We start from the raw sequence: 16,985 nt of genomic DNA on the forward strand, positions 1-16,985 counted from the left end.
ATCCCCTGGCCCGCACAAGCGGGCTTCGTCGTTTTGGGCAGCGCAGTCCTTGTGCTGCCAATCCAGCGCGCGATCTATATCCCGGTTGCTGGCTTACTGGCCGGAGCCATCCGATCCGCCAACGACGCGGCGGCCGTGCGCGTGATGTGGTGCGAGTCCCAATAGAGCGGCTTGCCGTTCAGCAGCGGCGGGCATCCGGTTGCCGTGCAGAAGTCGTCGGAGGGATCGACCACGCTTACGTTCGGGTGCCTGCCAGCGAGGGCCTGCAGGGCAGCCAGGATCGGCCTGGCATGCGCGTCGAACGCGGCGCGGGTGAGCGTGCAGGCGGCCTCCGCGTGCTGGCGGATGCATTGCGGGACCGGGGCCGGGAGCGTTGGGGTCGGGCCAATCACAATCACGTGCGGCACGGCATCGAGCGCATCGAGCGTCGGCGCCAGGCGGGCGACTTCACCGGCTGAATTCCAGAGGCCGCCGAGGACGACGACCCTCGCCTTCCGTGCCAGCGGCAGAACCAGGTTGTTGTGGTCGCGGCACTGGATTTGTCCGGGGTGCGGGTGGTCGCGTAGCCAGCCGATGAAGGGTTCGCACGAATCCATGGAGACGTCCGAGGCGCCAGGGAACGCCGGCAGCCACGACCACGCCATGGAGTCGCCCCACACCAGCGTGTCGGAGCGCGGTTGGCACTTCATCAGCATCCTGTCGACGCCGGAGATATGGCACACCTTCGTCGCCATGTCCCTGCCCGCGGCAACGGCGGCCTGGTTATCGGCATGAACGGCCATCGCACTGCGGGCATGTAGCCCGACCGCGCAGGCACAGAGCACCAGGGCCGATGACAGCGCCGCCCCGACGACGACCGTGCGCCCGCTGCGCAAGCGCAGGCGACGGAAGGGCCGTTCGATGTAACGGTAGCTGCCGAGGGCCAGCACGAGGGCGATCGCGCAGAGGGTCAGGCGCACCGACAGGCTGCCGGCGCCGATGATGTTGGCCCGGTAAAAGGCCAGCAGCGGCCAATGCCAGAGGTACAGGGAATAGGAGATCAGGCCGATGCCGACCATCAGGTTGGAGCGCAGCAGCGGGTTGGTCGCGCCGCCGTGGACCGCCGCGATGATCGCGCAGGCGCCGAGGACAGCCGGCAGGGCGCCGACGCCGGGGAAGTGGCCGAGCGGCCAGGCGCAGGCGGCAAGCGTCAGCACGATCCCGGCCGGGGCCAGCCAGCGTGGCAGGACGCGCGGCGCGGAAGCGGCGATCAGCCCGCCCGCCGCCAGCTCCCAGAAGCGCGCAGGCATTTCGTAGAACGCCGCCTGCGAGCCTTGGGCGATCCAATATTCAGCCGCCGCGAACGAGGCCACCGCCAAACCGCACAACGCAGGAACGAGCCAGCGGCGCGGAATGAGCATCAGCAGCGCCGGCCATAGGAAATAGAATTGTTCCTCGACCGAGAGCGACCACAGGTGCAGCAGGGGGAGTTGATCGGACGGTCCGTCGAAGTAGCCGCCGGTGGTGACCTGGAAGAAGACATTGGCGCCAAACAACAGCGCCGCTCCCGCCGACTGCGCGGTGTGTGCCTGTTGCTCCGGGGACAGGAGGAGCGAGGACGCGCCAATGACAGCCAGCACGACGGCAGCGGCTGCCGGGAAGATCCGGCGCACGCGGCGGGCGTAGAAGCCCAGCAGGTCGGTACGGCCGGTCGTCCGGCGCTCGCGCAGCAGCAGCAAGGTGATCAGGTAGCCGGAGATGACGAAGAACACGTCGACGCCGACGAACCCCGCCCCGCCGATGCCGGCGTGGTACAGCACCACGGCCAGCACCGCGATCGCGCGCAGGCCGTCGATTTCCGGGCGGTAGGCGATTCCCATGGCCGGACTATACGGCCACGCCCATTTCCTGAAGATTGCAAAAAGCCGCGCGTTGGTCCAGGAAACCGCGCGCGCAAACCTGCGCGCCATTCTGGATGGGCGGCGACGCGCTTTTACTCAACATGCCAAGCGTGCTGTCGTCCGTGGGGCAGCGTGATCCTGCGCCAAGTGTGCTCGATCGCCTGCGGTTGGCCTCCCTGGAGGACCGATGTACCGCCCGCGGTGGCGTTCGAAGCTGACGTCACGTCCGGCATCGTGGCCCGCTGCCCATCCTCGCCGAAGTGGTGCAGCAAGCCGATCGGCGGGATCCGCTGCCCACGAAGTCGAAGGCCCGGTCTTGCGAGGGGTGAGCCTCGGTGGGGACTGAGCCTTCCATGCCGGATCTGCAGATACTTGCGGGCTGGACTGGTTCGCACCAGGCCGACCCACCTGCCTGTGTTCGTCCGACGCCCGCAGACTAGCGCCGCGCGCGTGACGCAAACATCAGGGATTCGTTTCGCGCTTCAATCCGGCCACGGCCACCAGCCACGGCCGCTGCGGGCATAGCGATCGGCAGCGCGCTCGAAGCGGTTGCGCACCCCGACGCCGCCACAGGCGAAGTACAGCGGCAGGAACAATGGCCCAAGCGCCATGTACTGCAGCACGTGCGCGCGCTCGTGGTCGGCCAGGCCGATGGCCTCCTCACGCGCCAGGCCGGCGCGGTGAGCATAGGTCATGCATGGCACATCCAGCGACGCACCGGTGTGCAGGATGACGTTGCCCAGCGTCAGCGCGCCGCCTGGCCCCCACGGCATGTCGTTGAAGACGACGGCGCAGTCGCGCCGGCTGAACTGCGCTTGCGCACCATAGGCGAGCGCGACCAGCCCGGCGACGAGGCCCAACAGCGTATTGGGCATCGTCCACAGGATGCCGACCGCCAGCAGCACCCGTCGCACGCCGGCCCACTCAGCGCGAACGCTGCGCCAACCAGTCGTGGATCGTCTGCGGCACCTGCGTCTGCGCGCGACCCGAGACGTAGATGCCGATATGCCCGCCGCGGAACGACAGCTCGGTGTAGTCCTCGCTGCCGACCAGCGCCTTCAATGCCTTCGACGATGCCGGGGGCACCAGGTGGTCCTGCTCGGCGAAGATGTTCAACACCGGCATCTCGACCATGCCCAGGTGCACCTCGCGATCACCGATGCGGATGCCCCCGTTCACGAAACCGTTGGCCTGGTAGAACTGCTTGATGAACTGTCGGAAGGCTTCGCCGGCCTGGTCGGGCGAGTCGAAGATCCATTTTTCCATCCGCAGGAAATCCTCGACCGCCTGCTTGTTGTCCAGGATGTCGACCAGGCCCACGTATTTCTGCAGGTTGAGCCGGAACGGCTTGAGGTCCAGGTAGCACGCGTTCATCAGGTCGGCTGGCACGTTGCCGAGGGTGTCGACGAACAGGTCGACGTCGATATCGCGCACCCAGTTGGACAGCATGTTGTCGTCGGTGTGGAAGTCCACCGGCGTCACCATCGTGATCAGGTTACGCACCTTGTCCGGATGCAGCGCCGCGTAGCACAGCGCGAACGCGCCGCCCTGGCAGATGCCGAGCAGGTTGACCGCATCCAGCGCGTGCTCCCGGCGCAGATGGTCCACCGCGCCGCCGAGGAAGCGTTCGATGTAATCCTCGAGGGTGAGGTATTTGTCGGAGCGGTCCGGATAGCCCCAGTCGATGATGTAGACATCCTCGCCGCGGGCGAGCAGGCCCTTGACGATCGAGCGGTCTGCCTGCAGGTCGACCATGTAGGGGCGGTTGACCAGTGCATAGCTGATCAGCAGCGGCACCCGCGCAGCGGGCGTGCTTTCGCCGCGGTAGCGATAAAGGACGACCTTGCCGTCGCGCCAGACTTCCTCGCGCGCGGTCGCGCCATAGTCGACATCCTCGACTTCGCGCAGCGTGCCAAGGCCCGCGCCGAGCTTGGACTGAAGCTGCAGCGCTTCGCGCGCAAGCGCGTCCGGGGAGAAATCGAAGGGGCCGATCATCGCTTGCCACCCTTGGCTTGTGCGCCTTTGCGGGCAGCGGCCTTCGCCGACGTGGAGCCTGCCGGCGATGCGGTTCCTGCCGGTGTCGATTTCGAAGCCGCGCCCATCGCAGGAGTGCCCCTTGCAGGAGCGCGCTTCGCAGCCGCAGCGGTTGGCGCTGCTTTCACCGAGGTGGATTTGCCGGCCGCCTTCGGCCCAGCCGCCTGGCTTTTCGCGCCACGCGGGGAAGCTGGCTGCACCTGGTCGCGCACGGCGCGCAGCGCACGCTCCAGGTCGGCGATCTTGCGGAACGCGGAATCCAGGTCGCTGCGCGTGGGCATGCCGAACAGCGCGCTGGTGCGTTCGATCTCGCCCTGCACCGCCTGCCGCAGCCGCATCTGCGCATTGACGCGCGCGCCGTACGCGGCCCGGAATTCCGGCGACAGCGCGACCTCGGCATACGCCTCTTCGGCGGCATCGATCCACAAGTCGAACAGTCCGCGCGCGGAGGTCAGCTGTTGACCCGGCTGGGCGCGCTCGCGCAGCTTGTCTTCGAACACGCCATACGCCCGCTGCGACGCCTTGAGCAGCAATGCGTTGAACGCCGTCTCGTGCTGCTGGTAATCCAGTTGCGCCTGCGCCAGCTGCTGCCAGCGCTGTTGTTGCTCGCGACCGATGCCGAAGGTCGGAAGGCCCAGCGAGCCGCTGCTTTCCTTGCGCCACGCGTCCAGGTACGGACGTGCGGACTCCATCCATTGCTCGATCCCCTGCGCACCCTGCCCGCGCATGGCACGGAACATGTCGCCGAAGGGATTCTCGCCAAGCCCATCGAGCGCGCGTTTCCAGCTCGCGGCGATGTCCGGGGCCGATGCCTGCTGGCCGGCGAACTGCGCCGCCACCTGCTGCATCTGCCCGTACCAGTCGCGCGCCTGCGCGTTGAATCGATCGAGCATGGCGTCGGCGGCAGGATGGCCGCTGCGTGCCGAGTGGCTCCACCAATCGATCGCCTCCTGCCAGCCGGGCATCGCATTGCCCGTTGCGGGCGACGACGGCGCGCCCGTGCGCATCGCGTCGCCCCAGGCCGACCAGTACTGGCGCGCCAATGCCTCGAAGTCGCCGCTACCGGGCCATTGCGTGTTCATGCGTCTCTCCTTGGACTGCGCATGCTAACGCCAGCGCCGTTGCAATTGCGTTTTCCACTTCCACGCTCCCGGCGAAACCGCCCCGGCAGGAGCGGCTTCAGCCGCGAGCCCGTTTTCGAGGTCCGCAAAGTTCAGGAGCTCGCGGCTTTAGCCGCTCCTACGACGAACTGCAAGGCGGCTCGCAAGGAACGGACGACTACAACACCCCCGTGCGCGCCGGTGCCCGGAACACGCGCCAGGTGAAGATCAGCAGGGCCAGCAGCGTCAGCAACGCGCCCGCGCCCACCACCGGGCCCGCCCATGCGGTGCGGGCGATCGAGCCGACGATACCGATCGGCAACAGGATGGCGCCGGCCAGCTGCACCACGTAATGAACGCCCATCGCGCGCGCCGAGACCTGCGACTGCCCGTTGTAGAACAGGCCGGCCAGGAACATCAGCACGCCGCCCACGAGGTTGAGGTGCGCATGCGCGGGCGCGTAGGTGAAGTCCTGGGTGAGGCCCATGCGGATGCCGAAGCACACGCCAACCAGCAACAAAAGCACCGCGGTGCGGAGAAAGAGATTCCCGTTCATTGACTTGGCTCCCCGAAGTGACGATTCCGGCGCCGCCCCCGGCGCCCGGCACGAATCATGCGCGGCGCCGGGCCACTGCGGCAAACGTCCGCAGGCGCCGCGGCAAGCAGGAACCGCGGGACCCGTAGCCCGGGTATGCGCAGCGCACCCGGGGCTGTCCCATGTCGATCGACGGTTCGGCCGCGACGAAACCCGGGTGCGGCTTCGCCTTGCCCGGGCTACGGATCCAACAATTCCCGACTCAGGGCGTCGACCGGACGGCGGCTTGAAACTCCCCCTACGGCTTGGGGATGTGCAGCGTCTTGCTGATCATCAGCGAGCCCGACAGGGCGTACACCAGCGCCAGCGGGTGCAGCAACCAGGGGCCGATGCGCACGGCGCCCCACCACAGATCGGTGACGCCCAGCCGGCCCTGCAAGGCCGCCAGCGCCAGCACACCGACGATCAGCACGCTGGTCGGAATCGGCGTGCCTTCGAAATACTTCACCTTGCCTTCGTCCCCCGACAGCGACTCCGCGGTCACGTTATAGCGCGCCAGGCGGCTGACACCGCAACCGACGAAATACGACAGCAGCACCCAGTCCCAGCCGCCCTGCAGGCCGCAGGCGTAGCCCAGCGCCGCGGGAGCGACGCCGAAGGAGATCACGTCGGCCAGCGAATCCAGCTCGCGCCCCAGCGTGGAGGCAACCTTGCGCCAGCGCGCCACCCGCCCGTCCAGTGCGTCGAACACGAACGCCGCCGGAATCAGCGCCATTCCCCACAGCAGGTCCGCCACCTTGCCTTCCAGCAGGAACCGCATCGCCGCGAACACCGCGCCGGTGCCGCAGAAGGCGTTGGCCAGCGTGAACCAGTCCGCCAGCTGGAAGTCCCGCAACATCGAAAAGTGCCGCTGTTTCATCGCGAAGGCTCCCGCCGCAACCCGGCCCTGGCCCACAGCGTGCCAAAACCGGCGTGAAGTCGGCAAACTGCGAGTCCCGCCACCTGGAGCCGGCCATGGCCACCCGCTGCATCCTCATCACCGGCGCCGGCAGTGGCATCGGCGCCGGCATCGCAGCCGAACTGGCCCGGACCGGGCACCACATCATCGTGTCCGACGTGGATCTTGCGGCCGCCGAAGCGGTCGCCGCCGCGATCCGCGACAGTCGCGGCTCGGCCGAGGCGCTGGCGCTGGACGTGACCCGCGATGACAGCGTCGATTCCGCCCTCGCAGCGATCGGGCGGCCGGTCGACGTACTGGTCAACAACGCCGGCCTGCAGCATGTCGCACCGCTGGAAGACTTCCCGATGCCCAAGTGGAATTTCCTGGTGCAGGTGATGCTGGTCGGCGTCGCCCGGCTCACGCGCGCGGTGCTGCCGGGCATGCGCGAACGCGGCTTCGGCCGCATCGTCAACCTCGGCTCGATCCATTCGCTGGTCGCCAGCCCTTACAAGAGCGCCTATGTCGCCGCCAAGCACGGCCTGCTGGGATTTTCGAAGGTGATCGCGCTGGAGACCGCCGATACCGACATCACCATCAACACCATCTGCCCGACCTACGTCAAAACCCCACTGGTCGACAAGCAGATCGCCGACCAGGCCCGAGCGCGCGGGATCCCCGAATCGCAGGTGGTCAGTGAGGTCATGCTCAAACCGATGCCCAAGGGCGTGTTCATCACCTTCGAGGAGCTCGCCGGGATCACCGCCTTCCTGCTCACCCCGGCGGCGCGCAACATCACCGGCCACACCATCGACGTCGACGGGGGATGGACGGTGCAGTAGGCCCTGATTTCGCCGCAGGAACCGACGCGCGTACCGACCGCCCGGCTATCGTCGCGATGATCGACGTGAGCGCACTCGCCACCGGCAGGCATGAGCTACGGATTGGCCAGCCGCCAATCCCTGGACATCCCGCCACGGAGGCATCCGACGCCGAGAGTATCCGGTTCTGGCGGTGACCAGCGTGGCGCCGACAGGCTTGCGACGACACCGCGTTGCCGGCAACCAATGTCATGGCCTGCCCGCGCGGGGACCATGGCATCGAGGGATCGAACGCCAGCCCATCGTCCCCTCCGCGACCCGCATGTCGCCACCTTCATGCATCGGGTGGGCCTGGCAGGCGACACTGCAGCGATGTCCCGGACGCCGCGACCTGCCGGACAACGACCCAGCCTGCGCGAGCGGGTCGGCGCGCTGCGCAACATCCCGCCGTTCCTGCGCCAGATCTGGGCGACCAGCAAGGCCCTGACGCTGGTCAGCCTCGGCCTGCGCCTGGTGCGCGCGCTGCTGCCGATCGCCACGCTCTACGTCGGAAAACTCATCATCGACGAGGCCGTGCGCCTGGTCGGGCTCGCGCCGCACTTCGATGGCATCGCGGATGCATCGCGCAGCGGGATGCTCTCGCACCTGGTCGCATTGCTGCTGGCCGAGTTCGCGCTGGCGATCGCCGCCGACCTGCTGGGGCGGGTGGTGAGCTACGCCGACGGCCTGCTGTCGGAGCTGTTCACCAATGCCACCAGCATCCGGCTGATGGAACACGCGGCGACGCTCGACCTCGAGGACTTCGAGAACCCGGACCTGCAGGACAAGCTCGATCGCGCCCGCCGGCAGACGATGGGGCGGATGAACCTGATGTCGCAGCTGTTCGGCCAGGTGCAGGACACGATCACCGTCATCAGCTTCGCGATCGGGCTGCTGGTCTATGCGCCGTGGTTGATCCTGCTGCTGGGCGTGGCGCTGGTGCCGGCCTTCGTCGGCGAGGCGCACTTCAACTCGCTGGACTACACGCTCAACTTCCAGTGGACGCCCGAGCGGCGGCAACTCGAATACCTGCGGCAGATGGGCGCCAGCGTGGAGACCGCGAAAGAGGTCAAGATCTTCAACCTCAACCGCTTCTTCATCGCGCGCTTCCGCGAGCTGTCCGACCGCTTCTTCGCCGCCAACCGCCTGCTGGCACGCAAGCGCGCATTCTGGGGGACGCTGCTGGCGGCACTGGGCACGCTGGGCTACTACATCGCCTACGCCTACATCGCCTGGCGCACGGTGCGCGGCGATTTCAGCATTGGCGACCTGACCTTCCTCGCGGGGAGTTTCCGTCGCCTGCGACAACTGCTCGAGGGCCTGCTGATCGGTTTCTCGCAGGTCGCGGGGCAGGCGCTGTACCTGGACGATCTGTTCTCGTTTTTCGAGATCACGCCGGAGATCGCGCCGCCGGCGGATGCGCTTCCGATGCCACGTCCGATCGCGCGCGGCTTCGTGTTCGAGAACGTCGGCTTCCGTTATCCCGATGCCGAGCGCTGGGCGCTGCGCGGCCTGGATTTCGAACTGCGCGCGGGCGAAGTGCTGGCACTGGTCGGCGAGAACGGCGCCGGCAAGACCACCCTGGTCAAGCTGCTCGCGCGGCTCTACGACCCGGACGAGGGCCGCATCCTGCTCGACGGCCGCGACCTGCGCGACTACGACCTCGATGACCTGCGCGCCAACATCGGCGTGATCTTCCAGGACTTCGTGCGCTACCACCTGACCGCGCGCGAGAACATCGGCGTCGGCCGGATCGAGGCGATGGACGACCTGCCGCGCATCCGCGAGGCGGCCCATCATGCTTTTGCCGATGAGGTCATCGACGGCCTGCCGATGGGCTACGAGCAGCTGATCGGGCGCCGCTTCAAGACCGGCATCGACCTGTCGGGCGGGCAATGGCAGAAGATCGCCATCGCGCGGGCCTACATGCGCGACGCGCAGGTGATGATCCTCGACGAGCCGACCGCGGCACTGGATGCGCGCAGCGAGTTCGAGGTCTTCCAGCGCTTCAAGGAGCTGTCCAGCGGACGCACCGCGGTGCTGATCTCGCATCGCTTCTCCAGTGTGCGCATGGCCGATCGCATCCTGGTGCTGGCCGAAGGCCGGCTGGAAGCGTCGGGCACCCACGAGCAGTTGCTGGCGCAGGGCGGCCGCTATGCGGAGCTGTTCGAGCTGCAGGCAGCGGGGTATCGCTGACGGCGCCAAGCGGGCCTGACCCACCACGCGCGGGTTGCTGAATGCATCGACGGGCGCGTTGTCGTAACGGTAACGCCGCTTCCCCTAGCCTGCAGCCGACCACTCCACGATGGAGGCTGCAATGCGACATCGACACGACGACCGCCACGGCGACAGCCGCCACACCGGACCGCGCGCAGGCCGGCCCCCGCACTACGCTGCCGCACCCGACAACGCGGCGCTCTACGACGGGCTGCCCTCGGTGACCAACCGCGCGTGGGGCGCCGACCGCCACGAAGACACCGAAACCTACGGCTACCGCGGCCAGGGTGGCTATGGAGATTTCACCACCGACCACCAGGGCGGCTACGGCGAAAGCCAGGGACGCCACGCGCAGAGCGGCCACGGGCGCGGCGGCGCCGATTTCGACGGCCACCGCCACGGCAGCACGCCATCGCTGGGCGTGCGCGACGACGCCCGCGGCGACGCCCGCGCCACAAACCACCGCGGACGCGGCCCGCGCAATTACGTGCGTGCCGACGACCGCATCGTCGACGACATCGTCGACCGGCTGACCGACGATCCGCAGATCGATGCCAGCGAGATCCTGGTGATGATCGAAAACGGCGAGGTCACGCTCAGCGGCGACGTCCCCGAGCGCGCGATGAAGCACCGCGCGGAGGACCTCGCCGCCGATGCGCGCGGCGTGCGCGAGGTGCACAACCGCATCCGCGTCGACAATGGCGCGCGGTCGGCAGGCAAGCCGGGCCAGGCCGTCCGCAGCGGCAACGACCAGCTCGGCAGCGGCTTTTCCAGCTCGGCGCGGCCGGATCCGGTGTGGAGCAACATGCAGGAGGACTCCGACTGGCCGGGGCGCAACTGGCCCGGGCAATGATCCCGCGTCGCGTCCCCTGGCGAGTCGTCCCGCTGCTGTGCGCACTGGCCCTGTCCGCCTGCGACGCCGCGCGGCAGGCGTCCGCATCGGCGGCGCCACGGACGGAAGCGCAGCTGCAGACGATCGCGCGCGGACTCGAGCATCCGTGGGCCGTCGCGCTGCTCGATGACGGCAGTTTCCTCGTCACCGAGCGGCCAGGACGCCTGCGGCGGATCAGCGCGGACGGCGTGGTCTCGCCGCCGATCGCCGGGGTGCCGAAGGTCTGGGCGCACGGCCAGGCAGGGCTGCTGGACCTCGTATTGGCGCCGGATTTCGCCAGCAGCCATCGCCTCTACTTCACTTACGTCGAACCGGCTGGAGATGGCAGTTCACGCACCACCGCGGCGACGGCGACGTTGCGAGGCGACGCGTTGTCAGGCCTCCAGGTGCTCTATCGCGAAGCACCCGCGATGAGTGGCGAGGCGAACTTCGGCTCGCGCCTGGCGCTGGACGATGGCCATGTCTTCATCACCCAGGGCGACCGTTTCGCGCCACGCATGCGCGCGCAACAGCTTTCGGCCAGCGAAGGCAAGTTGATGCGGCTGGATGTCGATGGCAGCGTGCCGGACGACAATCCCTTCGTGGGCCGCAAGGATGCGCTGCCGCAGACCTGGAGCTACGGCCATCGCAACAGTCAAGGGCTGGTGTTCGATCCCCGCACGGGGACCTTGTGGGAAAGCGAACACGGCCCGCGCGGCGGCGATGAGATCAACCTGCCGCGCCCCGGCAGCAACTACGGCTGGCCGATCGCCAGTTTCGGCATGGATTACGCGACCGACCGCCCCTATCCGGACACCGTCGGCACCTCCGCGCCGGGCACGCAGCCGCCGCACCACGTCTGGCGCAAGTCGCCGGGCCTGAGCGGGATGGCGTTCCTGGCCGGTCATCCGGAGTTGGCGTGGAACAACAGCCTGTTCCTCGGTGCGCTGGCCGATCGCAACCTCATCCGCCTGTCGCTGGACGGCGACCGCATCGTGGCCGAGGAGCGCCTGCTCGGCGAGCTGGGCGCGCGCATCCGCGACGTGCGCGTGGGCCGCGAGGGTGACGTCTACGTGCTGACCGACGAGGACGACGGGCGCCTGCTGCGGTTGCGGCCGCCGGCTGCCGCGAATTGATCCGGTCGCGCGCACGCGTGCGGCGATGCTGATCGCTTGATCCGCTGTCTGGTCGATGACCCGAGCGCTTGATATCCCGTGTTGCTGGAAGCCTGCGAGGACGACTCCCGTGCAAGATCCCATGAGCCTCCTGCAATGGCCCGCGATGGCAGTCACCTTGCTGGCGGCATGGCTGGTCGCCTCGCTGCACAAGAAGAAGCGCAGCTGGGGCTTCTGGTGCTTCATCGCCAGCAACGTGCTGTGGGTGGCCTGGGGCTGGCATGACCAGGCCTGGGCGCTGATCGCGTTGCAGGTGGGACTGTTCGCGATGAACCTGCGCGGCGCACGCAAGAACGAGCCCGATGCCGGTTGAGACCGCCGAGCGGCGCCTGTCGCAGGCGGTGCGCCCTTCGAAGATCCCCTTTCGCAGGAGCGGCTTCAGCCGCGAGCTGTTCCGCATTCCATGAAAACGTCGGGGATCGGAGGAAGTCCTCGCGGCTGAAGCCGCTCCTGCCAGGGCAGGCACGACGGCGACAGCGATCAGAACAATGCCGCCTGCGCCTCCGGGGCCGCCGGATAGACCAGCACGTCGTCCACCATCCGCGCAGCCGGATTGAGCACGTGCTCCTGCGCCTTGCCCGGCGCCATCAGGTGCAGCACCTGCCAGCCACGTGCGACGAAGTCGTCGGCGATCAATCGGCGATGGCAGCGCCACCACACCGCCTCGGCGCACATCACGCTGGTGCGTCGCGCGCTCGCCAGCGGCATCAGGCGGGCGCGGGCAAGTTCGAATTCGGGGGTCGCCATGTAATCGGCATAGCCGCGGAACGCCGCCACCCGCCACGCGCCGTTACGCGACTCCGCCAGCGGTGCGCGCCGCCCGCCGTACTCGGGCATCGGCAGGTACTCGATGCCGGCCTCCTGCAGCGCAGGCCCCATCGCCAGCGGCGAATACTGCGGATTGCGCCTGGAACCGGCGAAGCGCCGCACATCGACCAGGCAGGCGATCCCCGCCTCGCGCAGCATCGCCAGGAACGCATCCCATTCGCGCGTGGAATGGCCGATGGTCCACAGCGTGCCCGGCGGCGACGCGTTCGATGGCTCCTGCATGCCTTCATCCTGCCGTAACGAGCATGAAGCCGCCTTGACGGCGCCCGGACTAGGCTGGATTTCCTTCCTTGTCGCGCCCACCGATCCCATGACCGACTCCAGCGGCCTAGCCCGCACCGCGCAGATCCTGCACTTCCTGGTCAAGTACCGCAGTGCCGGCGTGTTCACCGGGCTCGACCTGGATGCGTCGTTGCTGGACGCGGACAGCGAGCCTGCCGCCGAAGGCAAGCCGGTCGAATTCGCCAGGGACCTTGAAGCACTCGGCCCGACCTTCATCAAGATCGGACAGGCGCTGTCGACACGACCGGACATGGTGCCGGCGCCCTACCTCGCGGTGCTGGAACACATGCAGGATGAAGTCGATCCGGTACCGTTCGACCAAGTCCGCGAGGTGGTTGAATCGCAGCTCGGCGTGCGCCTCAATCGCGCCTTCGCCAGCTTCGATGAAGTGCCGCTGGGCAGCGCATCGCTGGCACAGGTGCATCGGGCGACCTTGCGTGATGGCATGGACGTCGCCGTCAAGGTGCAGCGTCCCGGCATCGCCGAGCAGGTGCGCCAGGACCTGGACGCGCTGGCGCGCCTGGCAGGCCATGCCGACCGCATGACCGAAATGGGCAAACGCCTGCGCTTTTCCGACTGGGTACATGAGTTCGGCAAGGCGCTCATCGCCGAGCTGGATTACCGCGCCGAAGCCGAAAACCTCGAGCGCTTCGCAGACCACCTGCAGAAATACCCGGAATTGTTCGTACCCCAGCCGGTGTGGGACTTCACCGCGACGCGCGTGCTGACCATGCAGCTGGTGGCCGGCACCAAGGTCACCGAACTGTCGGGACTGCAGCGGACCGAACAGGATTTCTCCAAGTTGGCCTCGGCGTTGATGCGCGGCTACCTGGACCAGATGTTCATCCACGGCGAGATCCACGCCGATCCGCACCCCGGCAACCTGCTGGTCACGCAGGATTGCCGGCTCGCGCTGTTCGACCTGGGCATGGTCGCGCACGTGCCGCCCAAGCAGCGCGAACGCATGCTCAAGTTGCTGTTCGCGGCGGTCGACGGCCGTGGCGAGGAAGTCGCCAACGAAGCGATCGCGATGGGCACGCGGCTGGAAGATTTCGACGAGGAGCGCTTCACCCGCGATGTCGGCCAGATGGTCGCCCGCTACGCCGCGCATGGCTCGCAGTCGCAGTCCGAAGGCCGGCTGATGCTGGAAATCGTGCGACAGGCGACCGCCTGCGACCTGCGCACGCCCGCCGAACTGAGCCTGCTGGGCAAGACCCTGCTGAACCTGGAGCAGGTCGCGCAGGCGCTGGATCCGGCGCTGGACGTCAAGCGCATCGTCGAGCGGCATTTGGAATACGTGATGAGCCAGCGGCTGAAGAAGGCGCTGTCGCCGTCCAACCTCGCCAGCGAGCTGATCGAGGTGCAGGCGTTGCTGCGCGAATCACCGCGCAAGCTCTCCGACATCCTGTCGCTGCTGGCCGAGAACAAGCTGCAGGTGCGCATGACCGGGCTGGAGGATTCGCACCTGACCGAGAACCTGCAGAAGATCGCCAACCGCATCGCCGCCGGGCTGGTGACGGCGGCGTTGATCGTCGCCTCCTCGATGATGATGCGGATCGAGTCGAAGCATCAGCTGCTGGGCTATCCCGCGGTCGCGCTGGTGCTGTTCCTGGTCGGCGCAGGGCTCGGCATCGCCATCGTCCTCAGCGCGCTGTTGGGCGACCACAAGGCCAAGCCGCACGAAGAGCGCGGCCCGCGTTGAGCAGCGACAGATGCTAATGCGGGCCGATGTCGAGCGTGGAGGACTGCATGCAGTGAAGCGCGGGGGCGATGCGCGCTTCCCGAGAACACTTCCCGCACCGCGCCCAGGCGGCTTCGGCCGACCTGGCCGCCGACCTGCGCGCCGCCCTTGGGCAGCGTACGCGCGAGTGCGCCGGGACGTGGCCGGCGAGCGGCCGGCCGCAGGTCGCACGCACTCCGCGCACGGACGGACTGCGGGTCGCCCGCCGCGTGGCCTAGAACTCGCGCCCGTTGACCGGGACCCGCTTGATGCCGTCCAGGTCGATGCCGTCCAGGCAGCGGAGGTTGATCGCCGCCATTTCCGACCCGTCGGGCATGCGACCCAGTGCGAACGGCTGGCACCCGCAGGTCGGGCAGAACCGATGCTCGATCACATGCTTGTTGAAGGTGTAGGTGGCCAGCTCATCACCGCCCGACGTCACCTCGAACGCCTGGCGCGGCACGAACCACAACAGCAGGCCCTTGCGGCTGCAATGCGAGCAGTTGCATTCGATCGCCTGCTCGATGTCGCCCCGCGCGGTGAAGCGGACCGCACCGCAATGACAGCTTCCCGATGGCATCTGAATTCCCGGCAGCGTGGAGGGTCCGCCATGATGCCGCCGGGATCGGGACCTGCCCAGTCCTGGTCGCCGCCGATCTGCCGACGGCGCTTCCGGGCCTGCGGCAACGTGACCGGATGCCTTTCCGTGCCGCGATGGCGGGGATACTCTCATCCGTCCCCCATGCAGCGCCGGCCGCCGGCGAATCGATGACCGCGACGCTACCGCCCTTCGCCGATGTGCTGAACCTGCTGCCGGACGCGGTCTGCGTGGTCGATGTCGATGGGCATTACCTGTTCGTCAGCGCGAGCTTCGAGCGCATCCTCGGTTACGGACCTGGCGAAGTGCTCGGCAGGCGCGCGTTCGAGTTCGTCCACCCGGACGATGTCGCCGCGACGATGCAGCAGGCGGGCGATGTCGTCGCGGGCACGATGCAACGCCACTTCCGCAACCGCTATATCCACAAGGATGGGCACAGCGTGGACATCCAGTGGTCGGCGCACTGGTTGCCGGACTACGGCGTGCGGATCGGCGTCGGCCGCGAGATCACCGAACTGCGACGCGCCGAACGCGAACTCGAATACCTGGCCAGCCACGACGCGCTGACCGGCCTCCCCAACCGGCACCGCCTGCAACTGGAGCTCCGGCAACAGATCGACAACGCCATCCGGACCGGCGGCACACTGGCGCTGCTCTATCTGGACCTCGACGGCTTCAAGGCGGCCAACGACCGCAGCGGCCATCTTGCCGGCGATGGCATCCTGCGCGATGTCGCGCAACGGCTGCAGCAGGGCCTGCGCCAGAGCGACCTGGTGGCGCGGGTGGGTGGTGACGAATTCGTCGTGCTCCTGCCCGGGTGCCGCGGCCAGGCGGCGGCGCGCATCGTCGCCGAGGGCCTGCGCGCACGCCTGCTGCCTCCCTACCTGCTGCCGGACGGGCCGATGCAACTGGACGCCAGTGTCGGCATCGCCTGTTTTCCCGTCGACGGGACCGATCCGGAAGCCCTGCTCGCGCATGCCGACCGCAAGATGTACGCGGCCAAGCGGAACACCGTGTCGGGCCCCGACGCGCGGGTTGCCCAGCAGTCCTGCGGTGACGCCGCCGGTTGACCGCGTCCGTGCGCCTTCCATGGCGGCACCGGGGTTGTTGTGATCGAACAGGCTATTGCCGCCATCCCTCACCGCCCGCCCCGTCCGCGATGCGTCCCCTCACTCTTCGAACGTCAGCCATGGCCAGGCACTTGCCACCGCGTGCCAGCCACCCGGTAGACATGCGGGCACGCACTGCGATCACGGCGACTTCGATGGCGCGGCGGGCGCGCCGTCAGGCACCGTGACCGGGGACGCCGCGGCGGCATTGCCCGTGTCCACTGGTGCCGCGGGTTCCTCGAGTTGCGGTGGTGGATCGAAATCGGCGACGCGACAGCCGCGGTCCCGGAACAGCCCGGTCACGCGCGCCCGTCGCGCATGCAGGACCGCGTGTGACATCGAGGCCTGCTGCGCCTGCTGGAAGCGCGCCATCCGATCCGCGTTCCTGGCGGCCGTCCAGGGAGGCCGCTCCGACACCGCCGCCAGCAGCCCGCCGACCAGCGGCACGCGCGACAGCGCCGCCGACGCCACCATGTGGCCCGCACCGGCGACATTGGAATTGACCTTCGGACGCATCTCATCCGACAACGCCGCCCAATCCGGTTGCGGCGGCAGATGCGCGATCTCGGTGCCCAGCGACTGCAGTTCGGCATTGAGCTGCGGGCAATCCAGATCGGCGTCGTTGTCGCGCACGATGCCGTAGTAGCGGCCGAACGCCGCCGGATCCATCGTCTGCGCATCCGCGGGAAGCGGCGGAATGACCGCCGTCGTGACGCGATCCGTTGCCGCCGGCGCGACACCCGCAGGCGGTCCTGCGCGTCCCCACGCCGACGTGATCGATAACAGCATCAGGCCGCCCAGGGCGACGGCCGCGTTCCTCGATGCCGGCATGGCATGGC

The 16,985-nt window shown here is 68.2% G+C and carries 16 protein-coding genes; 7 read left to right on the plus strand and 9 right to left on the minus strand.

Annotated features, from left to right (window positions below; genetic code table 11):
• Window positions 1-74: 74 nt before the first annotated feature.
• The 6 genes from G7B67_RS08795 to G7B67_RS08820 form a co-directional block, all read right to left on the minus strand.
• Window positions 75-1,859: an acyltransferase family protein gene (locus tag G7B67_RS08795; RefSeq protein ID WP_166211011.1), complete on the minus strand. Its 1,785-nt coding sequence runs from the start codon at window positions 1,857-1,859 to the stop codon at window positions 75-77.
• A 503-nt stretch (window positions 1,860-2,362) separates the two neighbouring features.
• A complete protein-coding gene (locus G7B67_RS08800) occupies window positions 2,363-2,755 on the minus strand; it encodes a P-loop NTPase family protein (protein ID WP_243412312.1) in 393 nt (130 codons plus the stop codon).
• Window positions 2,756-2,804: 49 nt separating this feature from the next.
• Window positions 2,805-3,875, minus strand: coding sequence for a class III poly(R)-hydroxyalkanoic acid synthase subunit PhaC (locus G7B67_RS08805; RefSeq protein WP_166211016.1), 1,071 nt, complete (start codon window positions 3,873-3,875; stop codon window positions 2,805-2,807).
• Window positions 3,872-4,996 carry a class III poly(R)-hydroxyalkanoic acid synthase subunit PhaE gene (gene phaE, locus G7B67_RS08810; RefSeq protein WP_166211019.1) on the minus strand — a complete coding sequence of 375 codons (1,125 nt, stop codon included), beginning with the start codon at window positions 4,994-4,996 and terminating at the stop codon, window positions 3,872-3,874. Before phaE ends, G7B67_RS08805 begins: the two co-directional genes overlap by 4 nt.
• A 196-nt stretch (window positions 4,997-5,192) precedes the next feature.
• Complete coding sequence (locus tag G7B67_RS08815) at window positions 5,193-5,570, minus strand: hypothetical protein (RefSeq protein ID WP_166211022.1); 378 nt, start codon at window positions 5,568-5,570, stop codon at window positions 5,193-5,195.
• 277 nt (window positions 5,571-5,847) lie between these two features.
• Entirely contained in the window at window positions 5,848-6,468 is a 621-nt protein-coding gene (locus tag G7B67_RS08820; RefSeq protein WP_166211025.1) for a CDP-alcohol phosphatidyltransferase family protein, read from the minus strand.
• 95 nt (window positions 6,469-6,563) lie between these two features.
• On the opposite strand from G7B67_RS08820, the gene G7B67_RS08825 reads away from it, so the two are divergent.
• The 5 genes from G7B67_RS08825 to G7B67_RS08845 all read left to right on the plus strand — a co-directional run bounded on the left by G7B67_RS08825 (window position 6,564) and on the right by G7B67_RS08845 (window position 11,922).
• On the plus strand, window positions 6,564-7,328 hold the full coding sequence (locus G7B67_RS08825; protein ID WP_166211028.1) for a 3-hydroxybutyrate dehydrogenase: 765 nt from the start codon (window positions 6,564-6,566) through the stop codon (window positions 7,326-7,328).
• A gap of 351 nt (window positions 7,329-7,679) precedes the next feature.
• Window positions 7,680-9,542: an ABC transporter ATP-binding protein gene (locus G7B67_RS08830; protein ID WP_166211031.1), complete on the plus strand. Its 1,863-nt coding sequence runs from the start codon at window positions 7,680-7,682 to the stop codon at window positions 9,540-9,542.
• A gap of 121 nt (window positions 9,543-9,663) precedes the next feature.
• Complete coding sequence (locus G7B67_RS08835) at window positions 9,664-10,416, plus strand: BON domain-containing protein (RefSeq protein WP_207780896.1); 753 nt, start codon at window positions 9,664-9,666, stop codon at window positions 10,414-10,416.
• Entirely contained in the window at window positions 10,413-11,570 is a 1,158-nt protein-coding gene (locus tag G7B67_RS08840) for a PQQ-dependent sugar dehydrogenase (protein ID WP_166211037.1), read from the plus strand. The genes G7B67_RS08835 and G7B67_RS08840 overlap by 4 nt, the downstream gene beginning before the upstream one ends.
• A 121-nt stretch (window positions 11,571-11,691) precedes the next feature.
• A complete protein-coding gene (locus G7B67_RS08845) occupies window positions 11,692-11,922 on the plus strand; it encodes a hypothetical protein (protein ID WP_166211040.1) in 231 nt (76 codons plus the stop codon).
• Between the two features lie 167 nt (window positions 11,923-12,089).
• On the opposite strand, the gene G7B67_RS08850 is transcribed toward G7B67_RS08845, so the two are convergent.
• Complete coding sequence (locus tag G7B67_RS08850) at window positions 12,090-12,659, minus strand: DUF488 domain-containing protein (protein WP_166211043.1); 570 nt, start codon at window positions 12,657-12,659, stop codon at window positions 12,090-12,092.
• An 88-nt stretch (window positions 12,660-12,747) separates the two neighbouring features.
• On the opposite strand from G7B67_RS08850, the gene G7B67_RS08855 reads away from it, so the two are divergent.
• Complete coding sequence (locus G7B67_RS08855; RefSeq protein WP_166211046.1) at window positions 12,748-14,421, plus strand: ABC1 kinase family protein; 1,674 nt, start codon at window positions 12,748-12,750, stop codon at window positions 14,419-14,421.
• A gap of 253 nt (window positions 14,422-14,674) precedes the next feature.
• Here G7B67_RS08855 and G7B67_RS08860 read toward each other — a convergent pair whose 3' ends face one another.
• Window positions 14,675-15,019 carry a GFA family protein gene (locus tag G7B67_RS08860; RefSeq protein ID WP_166211049.1) on the minus strand — a complete coding sequence of 115 codons (345 nt, stop codon included), beginning with the start codon at window positions 15,017-15,019 and terminating at the stop codon, window positions 14,675-14,677.
• A gap of 188 nt (window positions 15,020-15,207) precedes the next feature.
• On the opposite strand from G7B67_RS08860, the gene G7B67_RS08865 reads away from it, so the two are divergent.
• Window positions 15,208-16,107 (plus strand): diguanylate cyclase domain-containing protein, encoded by a 900-nt coding sequence (locus tag G7B67_RS08865; RefSeq protein ID WP_166211052.1) that lies wholly within the window; start codon window positions 15,208-15,210, stop codon window positions 16,105-16,107.
• A 180-nt stretch (window positions 16,108-16,287) separates the two neighbouring features.
• Here G7B67_RS08865 and G7B67_RS08870 read toward each other — a convergent pair whose 3' ends face one another.
• Window positions 16,288-16,935: a hypothetical protein gene (locus G7B67_RS08870; RefSeq protein ID WP_166211055.1), complete on the minus strand. Its 648-nt coding sequence runs from the start codon at window positions 16,933-16,935 to the stop codon at window positions 16,288-16,290.
• Between the last annotated feature and the right edge of the window lie 50 nt (window positions 16,936-16,985).

It is taken from the genome of Cognatiluteimonas telluris, from assembly GCF_011320095.1.
GTDB lineage: Bacteria > Pseudomonadota > Gammaproteobacteria > Xanthomonadales > Xanthomonadaceae > Cognatiluteimonas > Cognatiluteimonas telluris.

What these genes read in the sequence shown, in the direction of transcription:
- G7B67_RS08795 (WP_166211011.1), bottom strand. Translation starts at nt 1,859, where the DNA reads ATGGGAATCGCCTACCGCCCGGAAATCGACGGCCTGCGCGCGATCGCG.
- G7B67_RS08800 (WP_243412312.1), bottom strand. Translation starts at nt 2,755, where the DNA reads ATGCCCAATACGCTGTTGGGCCTCGTCGCCGGGCTGGTCGCGCTCGCC.
- G7B67_RS08805 (WP_166211016.1), bottom strand. Translation starts at nt 3,875, where the DNA reads ATGATCGGCCCCTTCGATTTCTCCCCGGACGCGCTTGCGCGCGAAGCG.
- phaE (WP_166211019.1), bottom strand. Translation starts at nt 4,996, where the DNA reads ATGAACACGCAATGGCCCGGTAGCGGCGACTTCGAGGCATTGGCGCGC.
- G7B67_RS08815 (WP_166211022.1), bottom strand. Translation starts at nt 5,570, where the DNA reads ATGAACGGGAATCTCTTTCTCCGCACCGCGGTGCTTTTGTTGCTGGTT.
- G7B67_RS08820 (WP_166211025.1), bottom strand. Translation starts at nt 6,468, where the DNA reads ATGAAACAGCGGCACTTTTCGATGTTGCGGGACTTCCAGCTGGCGGAC.
- G7B67_RS08825 (WP_166211028.1), top strand. Translation starts at nt 6,564, where the DNA reads ATGGCCACCCGCTGCATCCTCATCACCGGCGCCGGCAGTGGCATCGGC.
- G7B67_RS08830 (WP_166211031.1), top strand. Translation starts at nt 7,680, where the DNA reads ATGTCCCGGACGCCGCGACCTGCCGGACAACGACCCAGCCTGCGCGAG.
- G7B67_RS08835 (WP_207780896.1), top strand. Translation starts at nt 9,664, where the DNA reads ATGCGACATCGACACGACGACCGCCACGGCGACAGCCGCCACACCGGA.
- G7B67_RS08840 (WP_166211037.1), top strand. Translation starts at nt 10,413, where the DNA reads ATGATCCCGCGTCGCGTCCCCTGGCGAGTCGTCCCGCTGCTGTGCGCA.
- G7B67_RS08845 (WP_166211040.1), top strand. Translation starts at nt 11,692, where the DNA reads ATGAGCCTCCTGCAATGGCCCGCGATGGCAGTCACCTTGCTGGCGGCA.
- G7B67_RS08850 (WP_166211043.1), bottom strand. Translation starts at nt 12,659, where the DNA reads ATGCAGGAGCCATCGAACGCGTCGCCGCCGGGCACGCTGTGGACCATC.
- G7B67_RS08855 (WP_166211046.1), top strand. Translation starts at nt 12,748, where the DNA reads ATGACCGACTCCAGCGGCCTAGCCCGCACCGCGCAGATCCTGCACTTC.
- G7B67_RS08860 (WP_166211049.1), bottom strand. Translation starts at nt 15,019, where the DNA reads ATGCCATCGGGAAGCTGTCATTGCGGTGCGGTCCGCTTCACCGCGCGG.
- G7B67_RS08865 (WP_166211052.1), top strand. Translation starts at nt 15,208, where the DNA reads ATGACCGCGACGCTACCGCCCTTCGCCGATGTGCTGAACCTGCTGCCG.
- G7B67_RS08870 (WP_166211055.1), bottom strand. Translation starts at nt 16,935, where the DNA reads ATGCTGTTATCGATCACGTCGGCGTGGGGACGCGCAGGACCGCCTGCG.